This is a genomic window from Cupriavidus cauae, from assembly GCF_026210475.1.
Classification (GTDB): domain Bacteria; phylum Pseudomonadota; class Gammaproteobacteria; order Burkholderiales; family Burkholderiaceae; genus Cupriavidus; species Cupriavidus cauae.
Map to the genome: position 1 here is coordinate 1,025,681 of NZ_CP080293.1, position 20,827 is coordinate 1,046,507.

Consider the following 20,827-nt stretch of genomic DNA (forward strand, 5'->3'; position numbering starts at 1 on the left):
AATTTTTTGAAGAGAGAAAAGATGACGCAGCAAACCACGCCGGCGGCGGACGACCTCAGCCAGACCTTCATCCGCTTCGCGCTGGACGCGGGCGTGCTGTCCTTCGGCGAATTCGTCACCAAGGCGGGACGCAAATCGCCGTATTTCTTCAACGCGGGGCTGTTCAACGAGGGCGCCACGCTGGGCCAGGTGGCGCAATTCTATGCGAAAACCCTGCTGGCCTCGGGTGTCGCATTCGACATGCTGTTCGGGCCCGCCTACAAGGGCATCACGCTGGCGTCGGCCACCGCGGTGGCGCTGGCGGGCATGGGCCGCAACGTCGGCTTCGCCTACAACCGCAAGGAAGCCAAGGACCACGGCGAGGGCGGCACGCTGGTCGGCGCGAAGCTGCAGGGCAAGGTGGTGATCGTCGACGACGTGATCTCGGCCGGCACCTCGGTGCGCGAATCGGTGCAGATGATCCGGGCTGCCGGCGCCGAGCCGGCCGCGGTGCTGATCGCGCTGGACCGGATGGAGAAAAGCGGCACCGCCGAGCAGATCGGCGCGCATTCCGCGGTGCAGGACGTGCAGCGCGAATTCGGCGTGCCGGTGATCGCGATCGCCTCGCTGGCGGACCTGCTGGCGTATCTGGACGCCGCGCAGGACCCGGCGCTGGGCGCCTCGCGCGACGCGGTGGCGGCCTACCGGCAGCGCTACGGCGTTTGAACTCGGGGCCTGCGGGGCGGGCCTCGTCAAGCCCCCGCAAGGCCTTCGGCCCTCGGGGCTGCGGGCCCCGCGCCCGTCGGGCCCCAATCCTTGCTTCCCCCGCTCGACTTCGACGACTCGACGACTACTCGACCTTCAGCTTGTCCAGCCCCGGCGCGGACGGCGGATAGGCCGGCTTGAGCCGCGCGAAGGTCTCGCGCAGGATCTCCGCGACCATCAGATTGCGGTGCGTCTTCGAATCGGCCGGAATCACGTGCCAGGGCGCCTCCGGCGTCGCCGTCGCGGCGATCGCGTCCTGGTAGGCGTCCATATAGGCGTCCCAGTGCCGGCGCTCGGCCAGGTCGTTGGGATCGAACTTCCAGTGCTTCTGCGGATCGGCGAGCCGCGCCTCGAGCCGGGACTTCTGCTCGTCCTTCGAAATATGCAGGAAGCACTTGACCAGCGTGGTGCCGGTCTCGACCAGCAGGCTTTCGAAGTGGCGGATCTGCCGGTAGCGGCGCTCGCACTCGGCGGCGTCGATCCAGCCATGCACGCGCGTGATCAGCACGTCCTCGTAGTGGCTGCGGTTGAACACCGCGATCTCGCCGGCGCGCGGCACCTGGGCGTGGACGCGCCACAGGTAGTCGCGCGCCTTCTCCTCCGAGGTGGGCGCCTTGAAGCCGACCACGCGCAGCCCCAGCGGATCGAAGCTGCGGAACACGCCGCGCACCGTGCCATCCTTGCCGCTGGTATCCATGCCCTGCAGGATCACCAGCAGCTTGCGCGACTGCTCGGCGTAGAAGATGTCCTGCTGCTCGTCCAGATGCGTCGACAGCTCGGTCAGGCGGGCCCGGTCGCTGGTCTTGTCGCCGCTGGAGAAGGGCTTGGCGCCCGCATCGAAGCGGTCCAGGCGAAAGCCCTTGCCGTTGGCGATGCGGTAGGGATCGAGCGGCGTGACTGGCATGGGCGCTACTCCGCGTTGGCGCCGGGGGTCCGGCAGGGTCACTGGGGCAGGTCGGGCAGCTTGGGGGAGGTCGGGCAGCTGGGGCAGGTCCGGCAGCTGAGAACGTCCGGGCGCGTGCCACCAAATCGCTGGAATCAGCCGCGCGGCTGCAACGCGTCCAGCTCGATCGAGCCTTCGAATACCGTGGTGGCCGGACCGGTCATCCGCACCGGGGTCCCGTCGCCGTCCCAGGCGATGCACAGGTCGCCGCCATGCGTATGCACCTTGACCGGCGAATCGAGCAGGCCGCGCCGGATGCCGGCGACCACCGCCGCGCAGGCACCGGTCCCGCAGGCCAGCGTCTCGCCGGAACCGCGCTCGAACACGCGCAGCCGGATCGTGTTGCGGTCGACCACCTGCATGAAGCCGGCATTGACGCGCTTCGGGAAGGCCGCATGGTGCTCGATCACCGGGCCGTCCTCGCGCACCGGGAAGCGCTCGGTGTCGTCGACCACCTGCACCGCATGCGGGTTGCCCATCGATACCGCGGAAATCCACACGGTGCGGCCATTGGTCTCGATGCCGTACAGCGTGTCGTTGCCCTCGCTCCGGGTCGGCAGCCCCTCCGGCAGGAACGGGATGCGCGCCGGCTCGAACTCGGGCGCGCCCATGTCGACGGTGACCTGGCCGTCGTCGTTCAGCGTCAGCGTGATGACGCCGTTCATCACCTCGACGCGCACCGAGCGCTTGTCGGTCAGGCCGTGGTCGGTGACGAATCGCACGAAGCAGCGCGCGCCATTGCCGCAGTGCTCGACCTCGCCGCCGTCGGCATTGAAGATCCGGTAGCGGAAGTCGACGTCGGGCCGGGTCGGCTTCTCGACGATCAGGATCTGGTCCGCCCCCACGCCGAAATGCCGGCTCGCCAGCGCGCGCCACTGCTCGGTGCTCAGGTTCAGGGTCTGGTGGATGCCGTCCAGCACGACGAAGTCGTTGCCGGCGCCGTGCATCTTGGTGAACTGGATTTTCATGGCGCGGTTCGGGAAAAGCCGGGACCGGTCAGGACCGGAAGCCGGAAGGCCGCGGGCGGCCGGTGTCGGTGTTTCGGGGTTTGCGGCCGCCGGTATGTCGGCCGAACGTCAATATATCTCGGGTTCGCCCGGCGGGCGATGCTTGAAGCGTTTGTGCACCCAGTAGTACTCGGCGATGCGCGGGCGGATGCAGTCCTCGAAGAAGGCGTTCATCCGGCGCGTGTCGTCGGTCACGCTCTCGCCCGGATAGTTGTCCCAGGCGGGCAGGATGCGCAGCACATAGCCGCGATAGTCGGGCAGCTGCTCGGTATAGATCGGCACGACCTTGGCGCCGGTCAGCCGCGCCAGCCGCGACACCGACGTCAGCGTCAGCGCCTGCGCGCCGAAGAACGGCACGAATTCCGAGTCGCGCTCGCCGAAGTCCATGTCGGAGATCAGCTGCAGCGCCTCGCCCTTCTTCAGGCAGCGGATGATGTCGCGCACGCTGTCGTTGCGGGCGATCATGTTGGCGCCGAAGCGGCCGCGCGCCTGTTTCAGGAAGCCATCGAACAGCGCGTTCTTCTGCTTGGTGTAGAGCGATGCGCCCGAGCGGCCCACGTGGTCGCGCAGATAGATCGTCAGCCGGATCGCGCCGGCCTCGACGCCGGACAGGTGCAGCGTGACCAGGATGTGCGGCTCGCCGTCCAGCGCGACCAGGTTGGCCTGGTCGTCGATCTGCACCCAGCGGCGCATCTGCGCCTCGCTGCCGGTCCAGAAGATGCCGCGCTCGGCGAAGCTGCGGAACACCGAGCGGAACGACTGGCGCGACAGCTCGGCGATTTCCGCGTCGGACTTGTCGGGAAAGGCCAGGCGCAGGTTGGCGCGGACCACCTCGCGGCGCCCACTGGGAAACAGGTACAGCAGGCTGCCGAGCCCTTCGCCGAAGCGGGCGACCAGGGGGTAGGGCAGCTTGCCGAGCACGGTCAGCAGACCGATGCCCAGCCAGGTGAAAAGACGGCTCATGGATGCGAAGTCGGGGAAGTCGGTTCCGTGGCGGACAAGTCGGCGGCCCCGGCGGCCGTGGCGGCCGTGGCGGCCGGGGTGGCCGGGGTGGCCGGGGTGGCCGGGGTGGCCGCCGATGCCGGCGGGGCGGGCGGCGTGGATGGCGTGGTGGGCGCCTCGGGCGGCCACGGCGGCGGCATTTCCGCGCCGGCCGGGTGCTTGTAGCGGTTGTAGCCCCACAGGTACTGGGTCGGTGCCAGCCGTACCAGCTCCTCGACCACGCCATTGATCACGGTGGCGGCGGCGGCCGGGTCCTCAGGCAGCGGCTCTTCAATCACGCGGAGAAAGGCACGATAGCCGCCGCCGCGCGGCAGACGGATCGAGGCAACGATGGCGACCGGCGCGCCGCTCCATTGCTGCAGCCGCTGCACCAGCGTCATCGTGTACGCCGGACGGCCGAAGAACGGCGCCCACGTGCCCTCGCCGCCGATCGGCACCTGGTCGGGCAGGATGCCGATGGCCTCCTTGCGCTTGAGCGCCTTGACCAGCATGCGCACGCCGCGCGGATTGGCCGGCGCGCTGGTCATGTTCGGGCGGTTGCGCATGCGTTCGACCCAGTCGCGCAGCCAGGGCTGGTGCGGCGGCTTGAACAGCACCGTGACAGGCCGGCGCATCGCATACGACTGGGGCAATACCTCGAAGCAGCCCAGGTGCGGCGTCAGCACGATCACGCCGCGTCCCTGGTCCTGCAGCCGGTCCAACGCCGGCCAGACCACCTCGTTGAAGTCGTACAGCTTCGCCTTGATGGTGTGCCGGGTCCAGAAATAGGGCATCTCCAGGATCATGCGTCCCATCGAGCGGGCCGCCTCGTTCACCATCTCGTCGGTGGCGTCAGGAAAGGCGTGGCGGAAGTTCTCGGTCAGGCGCGTCCCGTAGCGGCCCGGCCACTTGGCTGCCAGCAGGCCCAGCGCGCCGCCGATGGCCTGCAACCAGGCCAGCGGCAGGCGGGAAATCAGCCAGAACAGGTAAGTCATGGGAGTCTGTCACGCGGCTTGGGGCGGGAGCTCCGCACCCGCCGGGTGCTTGTAACGGTTGTAGCCCCACAGGTATTGCGTCGGCGCTTCGGCGACCAGCGATTCGACCGTGCGGTTGAGCACGGTGGCGGCCGCGACGGGATCGTCCGGCAGCTTGTCTTCCAGCACCCGCATGTGGGCGATATAGGTGGCGCCTTGCGCGGTGCGCTCGGCGAAGACCATCGCGATCGGCGCGCCGGTCAGTTGCTGCAGCCGCTGCACCAGCGTCATGGTGTACGCGGGCTTGCCGAAGAACGGCGCCCATACCCCTTCGCCGCCCTTGGGCACCTGGTCGGGCAGGATGCCGATCGACTCGCCGCGCTTGAGCGCCTTGACCAGCGTGCGCACGCCGCGCGGCGTGGCCGCCGCCATCACCAGATTGGGCCGGGTGCGCATGCGCTCGATCCAGTCGCGCAGCCATGGCTGGTGCGGCGGCTTGTACAGCGCGGTCACCTTGTGGCGCAGCGCGTACGCCTGCGGCAGTACTTCGAAGCAACCGAGATGGGGGACCAGCATGATCAGCCCGTTGCCCTTGCCCAGCAGCCGGTCGAGCTCCGGCCAGGTGTGTTCGGAGAACCCGGCCAGCCGCGCCTTCAGCGTCCTGCGGCTCCAGAAGTACGGCATCTCCATCACCATCCGGCCGGTGGAGCGCGCCGCCTCGGCCAGCATCTGGTCGGTGGCGTCGGGATAGGCCTGGCGGAAATTCTCGGTGAGTCGCCTGCCGTAGCGGCCCGGCAGGCGCGCGGCCAGCAGGCCGAGCACGCCGCCAATGGCTTGCAGCCATGCCAGCGGCAAGCGGGCAATCAGCCAGAACAGGAAGGTCATGGAGTCCCAACAAGGGGCCGGCCCCGGGCCGGCGTGGTTCATTCTTCCGCGGTTATTGTTTCGCGGCCGCCGCCGATCGCCTCGGCGAGCGCCGATGGCCTCGGCACACCGTTGCGGCGGCGCGTGTGCGGCGCCGCGCAGGCGCGTATAATACCGCGCATCGCCGAGTTAACTGACAACTTGCGGGGCGATACCGTCTCATCAGGACGTGCTGAAAATACCGCTAAAGCGTCGCCGCCCGGACTGAACATGGTTGGCACGCAATAGCTAACCTGGAGAAAAAGTTCGTGGCAAACGACTTCCTCTTTACTTCGGAATCCGTCTCCGAAGGCCATCCCGACAAGGTCGCCGACCAGATTTCCGACGCCGTCCTGGACGCCATCCTGGCCCAGGACAAATACGCGCGCGTCGCCGCCGAAACCCTGTGCAATACCGGGCTGGTGGTATTGGCCGGGGAAATCACCACCACGGCCAACGTCGACTATATCCAGGTCGCGCGCGAAACCATCAAGCGCATCGGCTACGACAACACCGATTACGGCATCGATTACAAGGGCTGCGCCGTGCTGGTGGCCTACGACAAGCAATCGCCCGATATCGCGCAGGGCGTCGACCGTGCCTCGGACGATTATCTGAACCAGGGCGCCGGCGACCAGGGCCTGATGTTCGGCTATGCCTGCGACGAGACCCCGGAACTGATGCCGTTCCCGATCTACTACTCGCACCGCCTGGTCGAGCGCCAGTCGCAGCTGCGCCGCGACGGCCGCCTGCCCTGGCTGCGTCCGGACGCCAAGTCGCAGGTCACCGTGCGCTATGTCGACGGCCGTCCGCACAGCGTCGACACCGTGGTGCTGTCGACCCAGCACGCGCCGGACATCACCCAGGCGCAGATCCGCGAGGCGGTGATCGAGGAGATCATCAAGCCGGTGCTGCCGCCCGAGATGCTCAAGGACACCAAGTACCTGGTGAACCCGACCGGCCGCTTCGTCATCGGCGGCCCGCAGGGCGACTGCGGCCTGACCGGCCGCAAGATCATCGTCGACACCTATGGCGGCGCGGCGCCGCACGGCGGCGGCGCGTTCTCGGGCAAGGACCCGTCCAAGGTCGACCGCTCGGCGGCCTACGCGGCCCGCTATGTGGCCAAGAACGTGGTGGCCGCGGGCCTGGCGCGCCAGTGCCAGGTGCAGGTCAGCTACGCGATCGGCGTGGCGCGCCCGATCAACGTGACGGTCTACACCGAAGGCACCGGCAAGATCTCGGACGAGGCGATCGCCAAACTGGTGATGGAGCACTTCGACCTGCGGCCCAAGGGCATCGTGCAGATGCTGGACCTGCTGCGCCCGATCTACGAGAAGACCGCCGCCTACGGCCACTTCGGCCGCGAGGAGCCGGAATTCTCGTGGGAAGCCACCGACAAGGCCGCGGCACTGCGCGCGGCGGCCGGGCTGTAATCCTTGCTGGTGTTCTCCCCTCTCCCGCCCGCGGGAGAGGGCCGGGGAGGGCAGCGGCGGCCCAAAGGCCACCGCCGCCCTCCCTCTCACCCTACCTTCACTTCGATCCGACGCGGCTGCGCTTCGGCCTGCTTCGGAATCCGCAGATTCAGCACGCCGTCCTTGAGCACCGCCGAGATCGCGCTGCTGTCCAGCTCGCGGCTCAGCGTGAAGACGCGCTTGTAGCGGGCGATCTGCACCTCGGCATAGACCGGCTCCAGCCCTTCGGGCATCTCCTGGCGAATCTCGCCCTCGATGGTCAGGCTGTCGCGGTCGGCGCGCACCTGCAGCGTGTCGCGCGACACGCCCGGCAGGTCCGCCAGCAGCGTGATGCCGGTCGAATCCTCGGTCACGTCCACGCGCGGCAACAGCGTCGCGTTGGCGGCCGCATTGCCGTTGTCGTTCTTCCCGCCGACGTTCGCGTTCACGTTCAGGTTCCGGTCCTGGTCGGTCCGGGTGACGGCTTGATCGTTCATGATGAACCTCCTGCTCGGTGCAATCATCGGGTCAGTTCACGGTGATCCGGCGCGGCTGGGCCGATTCCTGGCGAGCGATCGAGATCCGCAGCAGCCCGTCGCGATAGGTGGCGTCGATCCGGGCGGTATCGACGTCCTCCGGCAGCGAAATCACGCGCCGGAAGCTGCCGTTGAAGCGCTCCCGCACATAGACGTTGGTGTCCTCGCCCAGCCTTGAAGAGCCCGAGCCCGAGCCCGAGGCCGACTGGCCCTGCTGGCCGGCCTGCTGACTGGCCGACGGGTCGGTCTGCCCGCTCTGCGCGGTCTGTGGCTGCGTGCCCTGCATCTGCGCGCTGCGCTGGCCGGCGATGGTCAGCAGGCCGCGGTCGACGCTGACGTCGAGCGTGGACGGATCGATACCCGGCGCGAAGGCATAGACCTCGACGCTGGACGGCGTCATGCCGATGTTGACGGCAGGAAACGCGCCGCGCGCCACCGCGCGGATGCTGCTCGGCGTCGAGAGGAACTGTTGCAGTTCGCGCTGCAGCCGGTCGAACTCGGCAAACAGGCTGCCCGGAGAACTCAGCAACGATGCGTACATGGCATTACCTCCTTGCTCCTTGCTACTCCTAGCGACTCGTATTCGGACCGGCGCGGCCGGCCCCCCGCGTGCCGGCGCTGGCCGGCGCGCTTCGTCACGAATGTAGTGTCGGACGACGTCGCTTCAAGAGCCGAAAACATGGCGCGACGCTGGCGCGCCAAGCGTGCCGTGGCGCGGCGGTAGAATCGCGCCATCAGGCGTGGCACACGCCAGCATGCCGAGGAATCCCATGTCCGCTCAAACCGCTGTCCCTCCCGTCGCGCCTTCGACCGGCGCGGCGCCGTCCGCCGCTGCCGGCGGGCTCGACCTGATCCGCCCGCAGCCCTATACCGACTGGGCGCCGCAGTTGCGCGCCGAAACGGCCGCGGGCCTGCGCCGCGAGCTCGAGCAGGGCGCGGTGCTGTACTTCCCCGACCTGCATTTCCGCTTCGAACCGGGCGAGGAGCGCTTCCTCGACAGCCGCTGGTCGGATGGCAAGTCCAAGAACATCAACCTGCGCGCCAACGACACCGCGGTGCGCGGCGCCGTGGGCAGCCCCCAGGATCTCGCCGACCTGTACGCGCTGATCCGGCGCTATGCCGAATACAGCGAGCGGCTGGTGCTGGCGCTGTTCCCCGAATACGGCCCGCATCTGGAGCGCGCCGGCACCTCGCTGCGGCCCAGCGAAATCGCCGGGCGCCCGGTCAGCTGGCGCAAGGACGATACGCGGCTGCACGTGGACTCGTTCCCGTCCAATCCGATGCTGGGCAAGCGCCTGCTGCGCGTCTTCCACAACATCGATCCGCAGGCGCCGCGGGTGTGGCGCGTCGGCGAGCCGTTCGCCGATTTCGCCAGGCGCTTCGTGCCGCGCACCAAGGGCATGTGGCCGGGACAGGCCTGGCTGATGAAGCAGCTGCATATCACCAAGCGCGAGCGCTCGGAATACGACCACCGCATGCTGCAGCTGCACGACATGGCCAAGGCCGACCTGGACTACCAGGCCAAGGTACCGCAGCAGGAATTCCACTTCCCGCCGGGTTCGACCTGGATCGTCTTCAGCGATCAGGTGCTGCACGCCGCGATGCGCGGCCGCGCGATGATGGAGCAGACCTACTACCTCGATCCGCGCGCGATCTCCGACCACACGCACTCGCCGGAAGCGGTGCTGTCGCGGATGCTGGGCAAGCCGATGCTGAAGGCGTAATACCGGCCGCAAGGGCGGGGCGCGCGCGCGTCCTGCCTACTTTTTCCTGCCATTCCCCCCGCCTTTTCCAGGCATTCCCGCCATTTCCGCCGCGCGTTCGCCGCGTTTCCCCCCGCGTTTTCGCCGGGCTCGACCGGCCCCTCCGCGTTCTCCTTCTGCCCCTCGACAAAGCGCCTACACTGGGCAGCATAGACCGCGTTCGCGCCCCGTCCGCCGGCCCTGCGTGGCGGCCCGATGCGCGAAGCAAGCGGCGCGCCGACTTGCCATCGTGCGAGGGGACAAATGGACACCAGTTTCGATTACATCGTGATCGGGGGCGGCGCGGCGGCGTGCGCGCTGGCCGGCAGGCTCGCCGACAGCGGCAGCGAATCGATCGCCCTGCTCGAGGCCGCCTGGCCCGACGATGACGCGCCGGACTGGGGTCCCTATCTGCGCGGCGCGCCATCCGACTACGACGGCTGGGCCGAGGCCGGCTGCGACGGCTGGTCCTGGGACGACGTGCTGCCGTGCTTTCGCCGCGCCGAATGCAATACCCGCGTGATGGGGCGCGACGATGACCCCTGGCATGGCGGCAACGGTCCGCTGCATGTCGGCGATCCCTCCGCGCCTTCGCCGCTGGCCCGCTACTTCGTCGAGTCCGCGGCCCACGCCGGCCACCCGCGCAACGACGACTTCAACGGCCCTCGGCAGGAGGGCGTCGGCTGGTTCCAGAGCGCGCGCCATCGCGGCGAGCCGTGGAGCGCGGCGCGTGCCTATCTGCATCGCGGCGTCGGCGGCAACCTGCAGGTCCTGCACGGCATGCAGGCGCAGCGCATTCTCTTCGAAGGCCGCCGCGCGGTCGGCGTGCAGGCGCTGCGCCACGGCCGGATCGTCCAGTTGCGCGCGCGGCGCGAGGTGGTGCTCGCCGCCGGCGCGATCGGCTCGCCGCAACTGCTGATGGTCTCCGGTATCGGGCCCGCCGATCATCTGCGCGAGCACGGCATCGGCGTCGTGCAGCATCTGCCCGGCGTGGGTTTGAATCTGCAGCAACCGGTCGGCATGCTGCTGCACAAGCGCGGGCCGACGCCGCCGTCGCTGCGGCAATCGTTCGGGCCGCGTTTTCTCGGTGGCGATTCGTCGATCGGCAGGTCGCTCGCCGCGGCGTGGCACTGGCTGCGGTATGGGGCCGGACTCGGCGGGCGGCGCAACACGCTGGCGCAGGCGGAGCCCGTCAGCGCGGGCGCGCTGCTCAGGAGCCAGCCCGAACTGTCCGAACCGGATCTGCAACTGCGCTTCGTGGTCGGGCCGGGCCATGCGCGCGGCGATGGGGACGGGCATGGCCAGAGCTACGGCTGCCGCGTGCTGCTGCTGCGTCCGCGCAGCCGCGGACGGTTGCGGCTGGCGGGCGGCGACCCGCAGCGGCGGCCGCTGGTCGAGGCCGGCCTGCTCGGCGATGCGCAGGACGTGCGCGACCTGATCGCGGGCGTGGCGCTGGTGCGGCGCATCCTCGCGCAGCCGCCGCTGGCCGCGTTCGGCGGCAAGGCGCTGTATTGCGGCGGGGTGCGCGCCGATCCCGATGACGACGCGGCCATCGACGCGCTGGTCCGCGCCCATGCGGAAGGCGCGGAGCGGCCGGCCGGCACCTGCCGGATGGGCATCGATGCGCTGTCGGTGGTCGATCCGCAATTGCGCGTGCGTGGGGTCGAGGCGCTGCGCGTGGCCGATGCGTCGATCATGCCGACGCTGGCCGGCGGCGATGCCGATGCGCCGGCGATCATGATCGGCGAGCGCGCGCACGACCTGATCCGCCATGGTCCGCGGGTACGGCTGCGCGCGCTGGAGACCTTGCTGGCGCGCGCCTGAGCGGCGCCCTGCGTAAGGCGGCCGCCGGTTTTTCCAGCAATTGCCGCATTCCTTTCCCTTTTCGGTACGCCGGTACAGGCGCAGCGGCCCGCTTGGCCCGCGCGGCCGGGCGGAAGCCTTACCCTGTGGGCCCACCATGGAAGGGAGAGCCACCGTGCAATACACAAGGACAAGCAGGGCCGCGGTCTCGCATGCCGGCTGGCCCGACGTGGACACGCCCCATCGCCAGCCGCCCGCCAGCACCGCCACCGCCGCCACCACCACCACGGCCCTGCTGCCGTCCCATCGCATCGACTGGATCGAAAGCGACGGCAACCACGCCCCCGATCCTGGCGCCGATGGATTGCGGCGTGTCTGGATCGCCCTCGGGGCCTTGACGCGCCATCATCGCGCGCTGGCGACCGTGGTCATGGCCACGGCGATGTCGCTGCCGATCGGCCTGGCGGGCGCCGTTGTGCTGGTCCGCGGCGACCCGCGATCGCTCAACCCGGGCGTGGCAATGATCATCGCGGCCACGGGCCTGTGGTGCGGCACCTGCTGCCTGTCCTGTCTGGATGAATGCCGGCGCCTGCTGCGCGACAGCGAGTCCAACGAGTAGTCCTGAGCGCAACGCCTGCAATCAAGCCGGCCAGGCCCGCTCGATCAGCCGTCCCAGCTGCGCGGCGCTGCCGTCGAGCGTGCCGAACACGCGCCCATGCTGCCGTTCCAGGCGGCTGGCGACGAAGCGCTCGGCGCTGTCGGCATCGGCATGCGCGAGCATCAGCGCCGCCTGCGCGGTCAGCACCAGGCCCTGGGCGAAACGGCGCGCGCAGGTCTCCTGCTCTTCCGGCGCGGCGCGCAGCATCGCCTGCAGCGAAGCGAGTTCGGCACGCACCGCGGCATGCCCGCCGGCGCGCTGGCCCAGGTCCTGCAGCAGGCGCAGCGCATCGTCGGGACTGCGCTGGATCGCGCGCAGCACGTCCAGGCACATGATGTTGCCCGACCCTTCCCAGATCGAATTGACCGGCGCCTCGCGGTAGAGCCGCGCCATCGGCCCTTCCTCGACGTAGCCGTTGCCGCCCCAGACCTCCATTGCCTCGCCGGTCGCCTCGATCGCGCGCTTGCAGATCCAGAACTTGGCGGCGGGCGTCACGATGCGTTTCCATGCGCCGGCCAGCGGGTCGGTAGCGGCATGCTCGAACGCATGCGCGAGCTCCATCATCAGCAGCGTCGCGGCCTCGCTCTCGAGCGCGAGATCGGCCAGCACATTGCGCATCAGCGGCTGATCGGCAAGCCGCTTGCCGAAGGCGCTGCGATGGCGCGCATGGTGGATCGACTGCACCAGCGCGGTTCGCAGCAGCGCCGCGCTGCCGATCACGCAATCGAGCCGGGTATTGGTGGCCATCTCGATGATGGTCGGAATGCCGCGGCCTTCCTCGCCGATCAGGATGCCGCTGGCGCCGCGGAATTCGACCTCGCTGCTGGCGTTGGAGCGGTTGCCGAGCTTGTCCTTGAGCCGCTGGATCTGGATCGCGTTGCGGCTGCCGTCGTCGCGAAAGCGCGGCACGAAGAAGCACGACAGCGGTCCGTCCTCGGCGCCCATGCGGGCCACCACCAGATGCGCGTCGCACATCGGCGCGGAGAAGAACCACTTGTGGCCGGTCAGCGCGTACTCGGCGCCGCGACCCTCGCCGCCCACCGGTCGCGCCACCGTGGTGTTGGCGCGCACGTCCGAGCCTCCCTGCTTCTCGGTCATGCCCATGCCGATCATCACCGCGCGCTTGTCGCGCCAGGGCAGGTCCTCGGGATCGTGCGCGGTGGCGTACAGCCGCGGCGCCAGTTCGCTGAACAGCGCGGCCTCCTTCTGCAGCACAGGGATGCTGGCGAAGGTCATCGTCGCCGGGCACAGCGAGCCCGATTCGAGCTGCGCCTGCAGGAAGTAGCCGGCGGTGCGCGCGGCCCAGGCGCCGGGACGTGGCTGCGCGAACGGCAGCGCGTGCAGCTGGCGGCTGCGCAGCAGCGACAGCAGCGCATGCCAGCTCGGGTCGAAGCGGACCTGGTCGATCCGTTCGCCGGTGCGGCTGTGGGTGCGCAGTTCGGGCGGATGGCGATTGGCCTGGTCGGCCCACGCCTGGACCTCGGGCTGGCCCAGCGTCGCGCCGAACTCGCGTAGTTCGCCGGCATGCCAGCCGCCGCCGAGGCGTTCGAGCGCGGCGCCGAGCGCGGTGTCGATGGCGAACGGATTGTGGTGCGCCAGGTCGGGGACCTGGTTGAAGACGCGGTGGGTGGCGGCGTCGCTGGTGCTCATGGTGTCTCCTGTGGCGGACGGTCCTGTCTCTGCCCATGCCGTTGTCGTTGCAATCGTCGGCGGCCTGCGATCGTTGCCGCCGAATCCGTCAGCGGCCAATCGTCAGCAGCCAATCGTCGGTGGCCAATCGTCGGTGGCCAATCGTCGGCGACCAATCGTCGCCGGCCCGGCGCGCGTGCGCAAGCACGCTGTCTGCATGGTAGAGCAACGCGCGAGCCGCCGGCTGCGGCGGACGCAGGCGGCCCGGGCGTCACGCCGACGGGCCGATCCGATACCGCAGCGCACCACAGTCCGAATGAAACAAGGCTGGCGCAGCCAGTCCCCTTGTGCTTAAATTGGCCCCGTTGGATGAAACAGGGGTGCCGTGCGGATTGGCCGCGCGGCTGAGAGAGTCCCTTCGAACCCGATCCGGTTAGTACCGGCGTGGGAAGTTTCACTGAAGACCGCAGTTCCCGCCGGCGCGCATTCCAGCCGCGCCAGCATGGTCCCCGAGGGACATGCTCACAGGACTCCTGGTTTCGTCCATCCCCCAAAGAGAGAGGACGATATCCATGGCCCGCAATCACGCCGCCCCCGCCGCATCCTTCGAATCGCTCGAAAGCGATCTCGACCAGAAGTTCGCCTATCCCGCTTCGACCAAGACCTATCTGACCGGCAGCCGTCCGGACATCCGCGTGCCGATGCGCACCATCCTGCAGACCGCCACGCGCACCGAGCACGGCGAGATGCCGAACCCGCCGATCCCGGTCTACGACACCTCGGGCCCGTACAGCGACCCGGACGTGCGCATCGACCTGAAGGCCGGTCTGCCGCCGGTGCGGGCCAAATGGATCGAGGAACGCGGCGATACCGAGGTGCTGCCGGGCCTGTCGTCCGAGTACGGCCGCGCGCGGGCCAACGATCCGGCCACCGCGCACCTGCGTTTCGCGCAGCTGACCAATCCGCGCCGCGCCAAGGCCGGCGCCAATGTCACGCAGATGCACTACGCCCGGCGCGGCATCGTCACGCCCGAGATGGAGTACATCGCTCTGCGCGAATCGCTGAACCTGCAGGCGCTGTACGACAAGCCCGAGTACAAGGCGCTGCTGCGCCAGCATCCCGGCAATGCGCTGGGCGCCGGCCTGCCGCTGCGGCCGGAGGACATCACGCCGGAATTCGTGCGCCAGGAAGTGGCCGCCGGCCGCGCGATCATCCCCGCCAACATCAACCACACGGAACTCGAGCCGATGATCATCGGCCGCAATTTCCGCGTGAAGATCAACGGCAACCTGGGCAATTCGGCGGTGACCTCTTCGCTGGCCGAGGAAGTCGAGAAGATGGTCTGGTCGATCCGCTGGGGCGCCGACACCATCATGGACCTGTCCACCGGCAAGCATATCCATGAGACGCGCGAATGGATCCTGCGCAATTCGCCGGTGCCGATCGGCACGGTGCCGATCTACCAGGCGCTGGACAAGACCGGCGGCATCGCCGAGGACCTGACCTGGGAGATGTTCCGCGACACGCTGATCGAGCAGGCCGAGCAGGGCGTGGACTACTTCACGATCCACGCCGGCGTGCTGCTGCGCTATGTGCCGCTGACCGCCGACCGCGTGACGGGCATCGTCTCGCGCGGCGGCTCGATCATGGCCAAATGGTGCCTGGCCCACCACAAGGAAAACTTCCTGTACACGCACTTCGACGAGATCTGCGAAATCATGAAGGCCTACGACGTGTCGTTCAGCCTCGGCGACGGCCTGCGTCCGGGCTGCATCGCCGACTCGAACGACGAGGCGCAGTTCGGCGAACTGCGCACGCTGGGCGAGCTGACCGCCAAGGCGTGGAAGCACGACGTGCAGGTGATGATCGAAGGCCCGGGCCACGTGCCGCTGCAACGCATCCAGGCCAACATGGACGAGGAACTCAAGCACTGCTACGAGGCCCCGTTCTACACGCTCGGACCGCTGGTCACCGACATCGCCCCCGGCTACGACCACATCACCAGCGGCATCGGCGCGGCCAATATCGGCTGGATGGGCACGGCGATGCTGTGCTACGTCACGCCGAAGGAGCACCTGGGCCTGCCGGACAAGGAAGACGTGCGCGAGGGCATCATCACCTACAAGATCGCCGCGCATGCCGCCGATCTGGCCAAGGGCTGGCCGGGCGCGCAGCTGCGCGACAACGCGCTGTCGAAGGCGCGCTTCGAGTTCCGCTGGGAAGACCAGTTCAACCTGGGTCTCGATCCGGAGCGCGCGCGTTCGTTCCACGATGCGACGCTGCCGGCCGAGGGCGCCAAGATCGCGCACTTCTGCTCGATGTGCGGTCCGAAGTTCTGCTCGATGAAGATCACGCAGGACGTGCGCGACTACGCCGCGTCGCTGAAGGAGGCGGGCGCCGACGAGGCCGAGCGCGGCATGCAGGAGAAGTCGATCGAGTTCGTCCGGCAGGGCGGCAAGATCTACTCGTAAGGGACGGGGCCGTCGTTCCGGCGAAGGCGGGAACCAGCGAGCTGGCTCTCCACGAGGGGCAGGGACGCTGGGCCCCGCGCGCGCGGGGCGACGGCCGTTTCCCGCTCCGCCCTGACGTTCCCCGGCTCAACATGGCCGGGCTGGCACAATACACCCCATGAAACAGCAGTTTGACGTCGCCATTCTCGGCGCCGGCCTGGCCGGACGCCTGGCCGCCTGGCGCCTGGTCCGCGGTGGCCTGCGCGTGGCCCTGGTCGAACGCGCCGGTCCCGACGGCGCGGGCGCGGCCGCCCATGTCGCCGCCGCGATGCTGGCGCCGCTGGCCGAATCGGCCATCAGCGAGCGCCGCATCGTCGAGCTGGGCATCGCCAGCGTGGACCTGTGGCGCGCATGGGTGGCCGAATTGAACGCCGAACAGGCGGACGAGCCCACCGCGGTCGACCCGGTCTTCTTCCAGCAGGACGGCACGCTGGTGGTCTGGCACGCCCACGACCGCGGCGAGATGCCGCTGTTTACCAGCCGCATTCGCGCCGTGTCGCCGCCGGAACTGGTGGCCGAACGGCTGCGCCGGCTCGACGCGGCCGGCATCGCGTCGCTCGAACCGGCGCTGGCCGGGCGCTTCCAGCAAGGGCTGCTGCTCGAGGGCGAGGGCCAGCTGGACAACCGCGGCACGCTGCGCGCGCTGCTGGCCTGCGCGGTCTCCGCCGGCGTGCATTGCGTCTGGGAAGCGGGCGAGATCGACGAGCGCGACCTGCCGCGGCTTGGCATCGACGCGCGCGTGGTGCTCGATTGCCGCGGCCTGGGCGCGCGTGCCGCGTGGCCCGCCGAGGGCGCTATTGGAGGCGGCGGGGGCGGGATGCCGGGCCTGCGCGGCCTGCGCGGCGAGGTGGTACGGGTGTTCGCGCCCGAGGTCTCGCTGCACCGGCCGGTACGGCTGCTGCATCCGCGCTATCCGATCTATATCGCGCCCAAGCCGAACCACCTGTACGTGATCGGCGCCACCGAACTGGAAAGCGAGGACGACTCGCCGATGAGCGTGCGCTCCGCGCTGGAGCTGCTGTCGGCCGCGTATTCGCTGCATCCGGCCTTCGGCGAGGCGCGCGTGCTGGAGCTGAACGTGCAGCGCCGGCCCACGCGTCCCGATCATCTGCCGGCGGTACGGGTCGACGAGCAGGCGCGCGTGGTGCGCCTCAATGGCCTGTACCGGCACGGCTTCCTGATCGCGCCGGCGGTGGTGGAGGCGGCCTGCGAGGTCGTGCGCGCACTGGCCGACGGCGATCCCGCCGCGCATGCGGTGCCGGCCTCGGCCCGCTGGCCCGGCATGATCGCGCCCGTGCATGGCAATGCGGTGCTGCATTGATGGCCGCAACGATGCCCACACCGAGGCCTGCGTTGATGGCCGCATCGATGCCAGCGTTGACGCGCTGCCGCGCGACGCCATCCCGCGCCGCCGAATCCGACGCAACCGCGCACGGCTTTCGCCTGCGAGCATCGCCCGGCCAAGCTCGTCCCAACCGATGACACACGCGCTGAACACAATGGAAATCCTGCTCAATGGCAAGCCGCTGGCGCTGAACGCGCCGGCCACGCTGGCCGACGCGGTGGCCGCGGCGCAGATCCCGCCACCGTTCGCCGCCGCGCTCAACGGCCGCTTCGTGCCGCGCGCCGCCCATGCGGATACGCCGCTGTCCGCCGGCGACCGCATCGATCTCGTGCAACCCGTTACCGGAGGCTGATCCCATGACCTTCCCGACCCAGGATGCCGTGCGCGATCCCTTCGTGCTCTACGGCGAATCGTTTTCCTCGCGGCTGCTGCTCGGCACGGCGCGCTATCCGTCGCCGGCGACGCTGCAATCGGCGGTCGAGGCTGCACGGCCGGCCATGCTGACGGTCGCGCTGCGCCGCCAGGGCGCGGTCGGCGACGGCGAGGGCGGCCAGGCCTTCTGGCAGATGCTCAAGTCGATGCAGGTGCCGGTGCTGCCCAATACCGCCGGCTGCATGGCGGCGCAGGAGGCGATCACCACCGCGATGATGGCGCGCGAGGTGTTCGAGACCGACTGGATCAAGCTGGAGTTGGTCGGCGACGACTACACGCTGCAGCCCGATACGCTGAACCTGCCGGCCGTGGCCGAGACGCTGATCAAGGAAGGCTTCAAGGTGCTGCCGTATTGCACCGAGGATCTGGTGCTGTGCCGCCGCCTGCTCGACGCCGGCTGCCAGGCGCTGATGCCGTGGGCCGCGCCGATCGGCACCGGCAAGGGCGCTGTCAATCCGCACGCGATGCGGGTGCTGCGCGATCGCCTGCCGGACACGCCGCTGATCGTCGACGCGGGCCTGGGCCTGCCCTCGCATGCGGCGCAGGTGCTCGAATGGGGCTACGACGGCGTGCTGCTCAACACCGCGGTGGCCCAGGCCGCGTATCCGATCGAGATGGCGCGTGCCTTCGCACGGGCGGTCGAGGCGGGGCGCCTGGCCTATCTGGCCGGACCGATGCCCGAGCGCGAGATCGCGCAGGCCAGCACGCCGGTGGTCGGCATGCCGTTCTGGCACGCACAGGAGCACGCATGACACGCCAACCGACGCCGATGCCGGTCGATACGGCGCTGCAATCCGCGCTGGTCGCGCGCCATGGCGAGACCTTCGGCGTGGCCGACCGCGGCTGGCGCGCCTGGCGGCTGCAGGACGCGCTGACGGCCGATGCCGCCGAGCCGCTGGGCCAGGCCGACCTGCTGTTGGCCGACGGCGAGGTCGATGCCGCGACGATCGACCGGGTCGCCGCGCGCGGCGCGATGCTGATCCAGACCGAGCGCGAGGGCGGCCAGTGGATCGACACGGTGCGCTCGCCGATGGGGACCTGGGTGTTTGCCACGCAGGCCGATGCCAACGGCGATGCCGCGCAATCGCCCGCTTTCGTCGCGACGCTGCTGGCCACGCTGGCGCTGCATTTCCCCGCGCACGATGCGCTGTGCCTGGCGCGCGCCTGGCAGCCCGGCACGCTCGACTGGCCCGCCGAATTTTCCCGCTTCCCGCGCGTGCGGCACGCCGCGCTGGTCGCGCCGGAGCAGTCGGCCGAACCGTTCGTGCCATGCCCGGCGCGCCTGGGCCTCTACGCCGTGGTGCCGACCGCCGACTGGATCGAACGGCTGGTGCCGCTCGGCGTCCCGACCGTGCAGCTGCGCTTCAAGTCCGACGACGCCGCCGCGGTGCGCGAGCAGATCGCCCGCTCGGCGCTGGCCGCGCGCGGCAGCCGCAGCCGGCTCTTCATCAACGACCATTGGCGCGCCGCGCTGGACTACCACGCCGCGCACGGCAACGACAGCGCGGGCAGCGGCATCTACGGCATCCACCTCGGCCAGGAAGACCTGGACGAAGCCGACCTCGACGCGCTGCGCGCCTCCGGCCTGCGGCTCGGCGTTTCGACGCACGGCTACGCCGAGATGCTGCGCGTCGCGCCGCTGCGCCCCAGCTACCTGGCGCTCGGCGCCATCTTTCCGACCACCACCAAGGTGATGCCGACCCAGCCGCAAGGGCTGGGACGCTTCTATGCCTATGCCCGCCTGATGCGTGAGCAGGTACCGGCGCTGGTCGGCATCGGCGGCGTCGACGCGAGCAATTTGCCGCAAGTACTGGAAGCCGGCGTCGGCAGCGCGGCCGTGGTGCGCGCGATCACCGAGGCCGCCGACGTGCCGGCGGCGGTGGCGCGGCTGATGGCGGCGTTTGGGGAGGCGGACTAAGGGCAGGACCGGCGTTGTATTCCCGGCGATTCCATCGCCGGGAAAGCGCTGTCGCCTACGCCGGTTGATTAGGTCCTGCAGTAAAAATAAATCAAGAGACGACGGATGGAGCGGAATCCAATCCTCTTGCACCTTCCTTGATTGGATCTGGTGCTATTCTTCAACCATGGTTGAAGTTTCCCGCTACCAGATAATCAAACGCCTGCAGACCGGCCTGCACCGCGGGGCGCCATTCGACCTCGCGACGCTGCGCCAATTCGGCGTGTCGCCGCAGCTTGCCGCGCGATATGCCGACGGCGGCTGGCTGGTTCGTCTCGCCCAAGGCGTCTACGCCTTTCCCAACGACGACTTCGGCATCGAAGGCGCCCTTCGCTTCCTGCAGAAGCAGGTGCCCGGCTTTCATGCCGGTGGCAGGACGGCGCTCGCCTGGCAGGGGATGCGACACAACCTCGGCAGCCGCGAAACTCTGGTGCTTTGGGGCGACACTCGTTTTGCGCTTCCGGGCTGGTTCACGGAACGGCATCCGGCGCGCTATGTGCATGCCCGTTTGTTCGACTGGCCAGATGCGGGGCTGGCGGAGCGAACAGTGGTAACGCCGCCCGGCATGTCGGAGGGCGTGCGCGTCGCCGCCCCGGAACGTGCGGCACTTGAGATGCTTTACGAAGCCGGTGTTAAGCAAAGTCTGGAGGAGGCGCGTAACGTCTTCGACGTTTTACGTTCCCCTCGCAAGGACCTGCTCGGACAATTGCTATCGTGCTGTACCAGCGTCAAGGCCGTTCGGCTTTTTCTGACGTGGGCTCGAGAGACCGAACTGGTCGATGTCGATGCCCTGCTGGCACAGTACCCGGTGCGCTCAGGCAGCAACAAGCGATGGATCGGCCGTCTCGACGACGGCACGTTGCTCAGCCTGAAGCCCCATGGATAACGCCTACGCCGATACCGTCCGCCTCCTGCTTGCCGTTGCGCCCATCGTTTTTTCCGGCGATCTGTTCGCCATGAAAGGTGGCACCGCAATCAACCTGTTCGTTCGCGACATGCCTCGCCTCTCCGTGGACATCGACGTGGTTTACCTTCCGCGCGACGTGCCGAGAGAGGACGCAATACGCGCCATCCAACTCGAGCTCACCGCCATCGCGCAACGCGCCGCGGCGCTCCGCCTGCGCACAACGTTCCGCGAGCGGCGCCCCGCCGAGTTTGCGAGGCAGCTGGAATTGCTGGAGGCGGGACTCGCGGCGCACGGACGGTGAATCG

21 protein-coding genes and 1 riboswitch are annotated in these 20,827 nt (G+C 69.2%); of the genes, 12 read left to right on the top strand and 9 right to left on the bottom strand.

Going from position 1 to position 20,827, the window contains the following annotated elements; genetic code table 11:
* The first annotated feature begins 21 nt into the window (after positions 1-21).
* Positions 22-705 (top strand): orotate phosphoribosyltransferase, encoded by a 684-nt coding sequence (gene pyrE / locus KZ686_RS04630; RefSeq protein ID WP_149317253.1) that lies wholly within the window; start codon positions 22-24, stop codon positions 703-705.
* 124 nt (positions 706-829) lie between these two features.
* Here the strand turns inward: pyrE and KZ686_RS04635 are convergent, their stop codons facing one another.
* The 6 genes from KZ686_RS04635 to KZ686_RS04660 form a co-directional block, all read right to left on the bottom strand.
* A complete protein-coding gene (locus tag KZ686_RS04635) occupies positions 830-1,648 on the bottom strand; it encodes a polyphosphate kinase 2 family protein (RefSeq protein ID WP_226108024.1) in 819 nt (272 codons plus the stop codon).
* Positions 1,649-1,782: 134 nt separating this feature from the next.
* On the bottom strand, positions 1,783-2,655 hold the full coding sequence (gene dapF, locus KZ686_RS04640; RefSeq protein ID WP_265633103.1) for a diaminopimelate epimerase: 873 nt from the start codon (positions 2,653-2,655) through the stop codon (positions 1,783-1,785).
* Between the two features lie 108 nt (positions 2,656-2,763).
* Positions 2,764-3,657, bottom strand: a complete 894-nt coding sequence (locus KZ686_RS04645; protein ID WP_265633104.1) for a lipid A biosynthesis lauroyl acyltransferase — start codon at positions 3,655-3,657, stop codon at positions 2,764-2,766.
* Positions 3,654-4,670 carry a lysophospholipid acyltransferase family protein gene (locus KZ686_RS04650; RefSeq protein WP_265633105.1) on the bottom strand — a complete coding sequence of 339 codons (1,017 nt, stop codon included), beginning with the start codon at positions 4,668-4,670 and terminating at the stop codon, positions 3,654-3,656. The genes KZ686_RS04645 and KZ686_RS04650 overlap by 4 nt, the downstream gene beginning before the upstream one ends.
* A gap of 9 nt (positions 4,671-4,679) precedes the next feature.
* On the bottom strand, positions 4,680-5,534 hold the full coding sequence (locus tag KZ686_RS04655) for a lysophospholipid acyltransferase family protein (RefSeq protein ID WP_265633106.1): 855 nt from the start codon (positions 5,532-5,534) through the stop codon (positions 4,680-4,682).
* Positions 5,535-5,572: 38 nt separating this feature from the next.
* A complete protein-coding gene (locus tag KZ686_RS04660) occupies positions 5,573-5,794 on the bottom strand; it encodes a hypothetical protein (RefSeq protein WP_149317247.1) in 222 nt (73 codons plus the stop codon).
* A 27-nt stretch (positions 5,795-5,821) separates the two neighbouring features.
* Here KZ686_RS04660 and metK point away from each other — a divergent pair, with 27 nt between their 5' ends.
* Positions 5,822-6,985 (top strand): methionine adenosyltransferase, encoded by a 1,164-nt coding sequence (gene metK, locus KZ686_RS04665; protein ID WP_023264748.1) that lies wholly within the window; start codon positions 5,822-5,824, stop codon positions 6,983-6,985.
* A gap of 86 nt (positions 6,986-7,071) precedes the next feature.
* On the opposite strand, the gene KZ686_RS04670 is transcribed toward metK, so the two are convergent.
* The gene (locus KZ686_RS04670) at positions 7,072-7,500 is read right to left on the bottom strand and encodes an Hsp20/alpha crystallin family protein (RefSeq protein ID WP_149317246.1); all 429 of its coding nucleotides are present in this window, start codon (positions 7,498-7,500) and stop codon (positions 7,072-7,074) included.
* 31 nt (positions 7,501-7,531) lie between these two features.
* Positions 7,532-8,080, bottom strand: a complete 549-nt coding sequence (locus tag KZ686_RS04675; protein ID WP_265633107.1) for an Hsp20/alpha crystallin family protein — start codon at positions 8,078-8,080, stop codon at positions 7,532-7,534.
* Between the two features lie 229 nt (positions 8,081-8,309).
* Here KZ686_RS04675 and KZ686_RS04680 point away from each other — a divergent pair, with 229 nt between their 5' ends.
* The 3 genes from KZ686_RS04680 (at position 8,310) to KZ686_RS04690 (ending at position 11,703) form a co-directional block, all read left to right on the top strand.
* Complete coding sequence (locus KZ686_RS04680) at positions 8,310-9,263, top strand: Kdo hydroxylase family protein (protein WP_265633108.1); 954 nt, start codon at positions 8,310-8,312, stop codon at positions 9,261-9,263.
* Positions 9,264-9,545: 282 nt separating this feature from the next.
* A complete protein-coding gene (locus KZ686_RS04685) occupies positions 9,546-11,105 on the top strand; it encodes a GMC family oxidoreductase (RefSeq protein WP_265633109.1) in 1,560 nt (519 codons plus the stop codon).
* A 154-nt stretch (positions 11,106-11,259) separates the two neighbouring features.
* A complete protein-coding gene (locus KZ686_RS04690) occupies positions 11,260-11,703 on the top strand; it encodes a hypothetical protein (protein ID WP_265633110.1) in 444 nt (147 codons plus the stop codon).
* Positions 11,704-11,724: 21 nt separating this feature from the next.
* Here the strand turns inward: KZ686_RS04690 and KZ686_RS04695 are convergent, their stop codons facing one another.
* Positions 11,725-13,392: an acyl-CoA dehydrogenase family protein gene (locus KZ686_RS04695; protein WP_265633111.1), complete on the bottom strand. Its 1,668-nt coding sequence runs from the start codon at positions 13,390-13,392 to the stop codon at positions 11,725-11,727.
* A gap of 345 nt (positions 13,393-13,737) precedes the next feature.
* A riboswitch (TPP riboswitch) is annotated at positions 13,738-13,839 on the top strand.
* Positions 13,840-13,943: 104 nt separating this feature from the next.
* Here KZ686_RS04695 and thiC point away from each other — a divergent pair.
* From thiC to KZ686_RS04730, 7 genes are all read left to right on the top strand, one after another.
* A complete protein-coding gene (thiC, locus tag KZ686_RS04700) occupies positions 13,944-15,842 on the top strand; it encodes a phosphomethylpyrimidine synthase ThiC (protein WP_149317240.1) in 1,899 nt (632 codons plus the stop codon).
* Positions 15,843-15,999: 157 nt separating this feature from the next.
* Positions 16,000-17,202: an FAD-dependent oxidoreductase gene (locus KZ686_RS04705; protein WP_149317239.1), complete on the top strand. Its 1,203-nt coding sequence runs from the start codon at positions 16,000-16,002 to the stop codon at positions 17,200-17,202.
* Between the two features lie 178 nt (positions 17,203-17,380).
* The gene (gene thiS, locus KZ686_RS04710; RefSeq protein WP_006579970.1) at positions 17,381-17,578 is read left to right on the top strand and encodes a sulfur carrier protein ThiS; all 198 of its coding nucleotides are present in this window, start codon (positions 17,381-17,383) and stop codon (positions 17,576-17,578) included.
* 4 nt (positions 17,579-17,582) lie between these two features.
* The gene (locus tag KZ686_RS04715) at positions 17,583-18,410 is read left to right on the top strand and encodes a thiazole synthase (protein WP_149317238.1); all 828 of its coding nucleotides are present in this window, start codon (positions 17,583-17,585) and stop codon (positions 18,408-18,410) included.
* Entirely contained in the window at positions 18,407-19,576 is a 1,170-nt protein-coding gene (locus KZ686_RS04720; RefSeq protein WP_265633112.1) for a thiamine phosphate synthase, read from the top strand. Before KZ686_RS04715 ends, KZ686_RS04720 begins: the two co-directional genes overlap by 4 nt.
* Positions 19,577-19,742: 166 nt before the next feature.
* Positions 19,743-20,501, top strand: a complete 759-nt coding sequence (locus tag KZ686_RS04725; protein ID WP_149317236.1) for a type IV toxin-antitoxin system AbiEi family antitoxin domain-containing protein — start codon at positions 19,743-19,745, stop codon at positions 20,499-20,501.
* Positions 20,494-20,823 (top strand): nucleotidyl transferase AbiEii/AbiGii toxin family protein, encoded by a 330-nt coding sequence (locus KZ686_RS04730; protein WP_265633113.1) that lies wholly within the window; start codon positions 20,494-20,496, stop codon positions 20,821-20,823. Before KZ686_RS04725 ends, KZ686_RS04730 begins: the two co-directional genes overlap by 8 nt.
* The last annotated feature ends 4 nt before the right edge of the window (positions 20,824-20,827 follow it).

Coding starts and splice junctions, on each gene's coding strand:
- pyrE (WP_149317253.1), top strand. CDS start 22: ATGACGCAGCAAACCACGCCGGCGGCGGACGACCTCAGCCAGACCTTC.
- KZ686_RS04635 (WP_226108024.1), bottom strand. CDS start 1,648: ATGCCAGTCACGCCGCTCGATCCCTACCGCATCGCCAACGGCAAGGGC.
- dapF (WP_265633103.1), bottom strand. CDS start 2,655: ATGAAAATCCAGTTCACCAAGATGCACGGCGCCGGCAACGACTTCGTC.
- KZ686_RS04645 (WP_265633104.1), bottom strand. CDS start 3,657: ATGAGCCGTCTTTTCACCTGGCTGGGCATCGGTCTGCTGACCGTGCTC.
- KZ686_RS04650 (WP_265633105.1), bottom strand. CDS start 4,670: ATGACTTACCTGTTCTGGCTGATTTCCCGCCTGCCGCTGGCCTGGTTG.
- KZ686_RS04655 (WP_265633106.1), bottom strand. CDS start 5,534: ATGACCTTCCTGTTCTGGCTGATTGCCCGCTTGCCGCTGGCATGGCTG.
- KZ686_RS04670 (WP_149317246.1), bottom strand. CDS start 7,500: ATGAACGATCAAGCCGTCACCCGGACCGACCAGGACCGGAACCTGAAC.
- KZ686_RS04675 (WP_265633107.1), bottom strand. CDS start 8,080: ATGTACGCATCGTTGCTGAGTTCTCCGGGCAGCCTGTTTGCCGAGTTC.
- KZ686_RS04680 (WP_265633108.1), top strand. CDS start 8,310: ATGTCCGCTCAAACCGCTGTCCCTCCCGTCGCGCCTTCGACCGGCGCG.
- KZ686_RS04685 (WP_265633109.1), top strand. CDS start 9,546: ATGGACACCAGTTTCGATTACATCGTGATCGGGGGCGGCGCGGCGGCG.
- KZ686_RS04695 (WP_265633111.1), bottom strand. CDS start 13,392: ATGAGCACCAGCGACGCCGCCACCCACCGCGTCTTCAACCAGGTCCCC.
- thiC (WP_149317240.1), top strand. CDS start 13,944: ATGGCCCGCAATCACGCCGCCCCCGCCGCATCCTTCGAATCGCTCGAA.
- KZ686_RS04705 (WP_149317239.1), top strand. CDS start 16,000: ATGAAACAGCAGTTTGACGTCGCCATTCTCGGCGCCGGCCTGGCCGGA.
- thiS (WP_006579970.1), top strand. CDS start 17,381: ATGGAAATCCTGCTCAATGGCAAGCCGCTGGCGCTGAACGCGCCGGCC.
- KZ686_RS04715 (WP_149317238.1), top strand. CDS start 17,583: ATGACCTTCCCGACCCAGGATGCCGTGCGCGATCCCTTCGTGCTCTAC.
- KZ686_RS04720 (WP_265633112.1), top strand. CDS start 18,407: ATGACACGCCAACCGACGCCGATGCCGGTCGATACGGCGCTGCAATCC.
- KZ686_RS04725 (WP_149317236.1), top strand. CDS start 19,743: ATGGTTGAAGTTTCCCGCTACCAGATAATCAAACGCCTGCAGACCGGC.
- KZ686_RS04730 (WP_265633113.1), top strand. CDS start 20,494: ATGGATAACGCCTACGCCGATACCGTCCGCCTCCTGCTTGCCGTTGCG.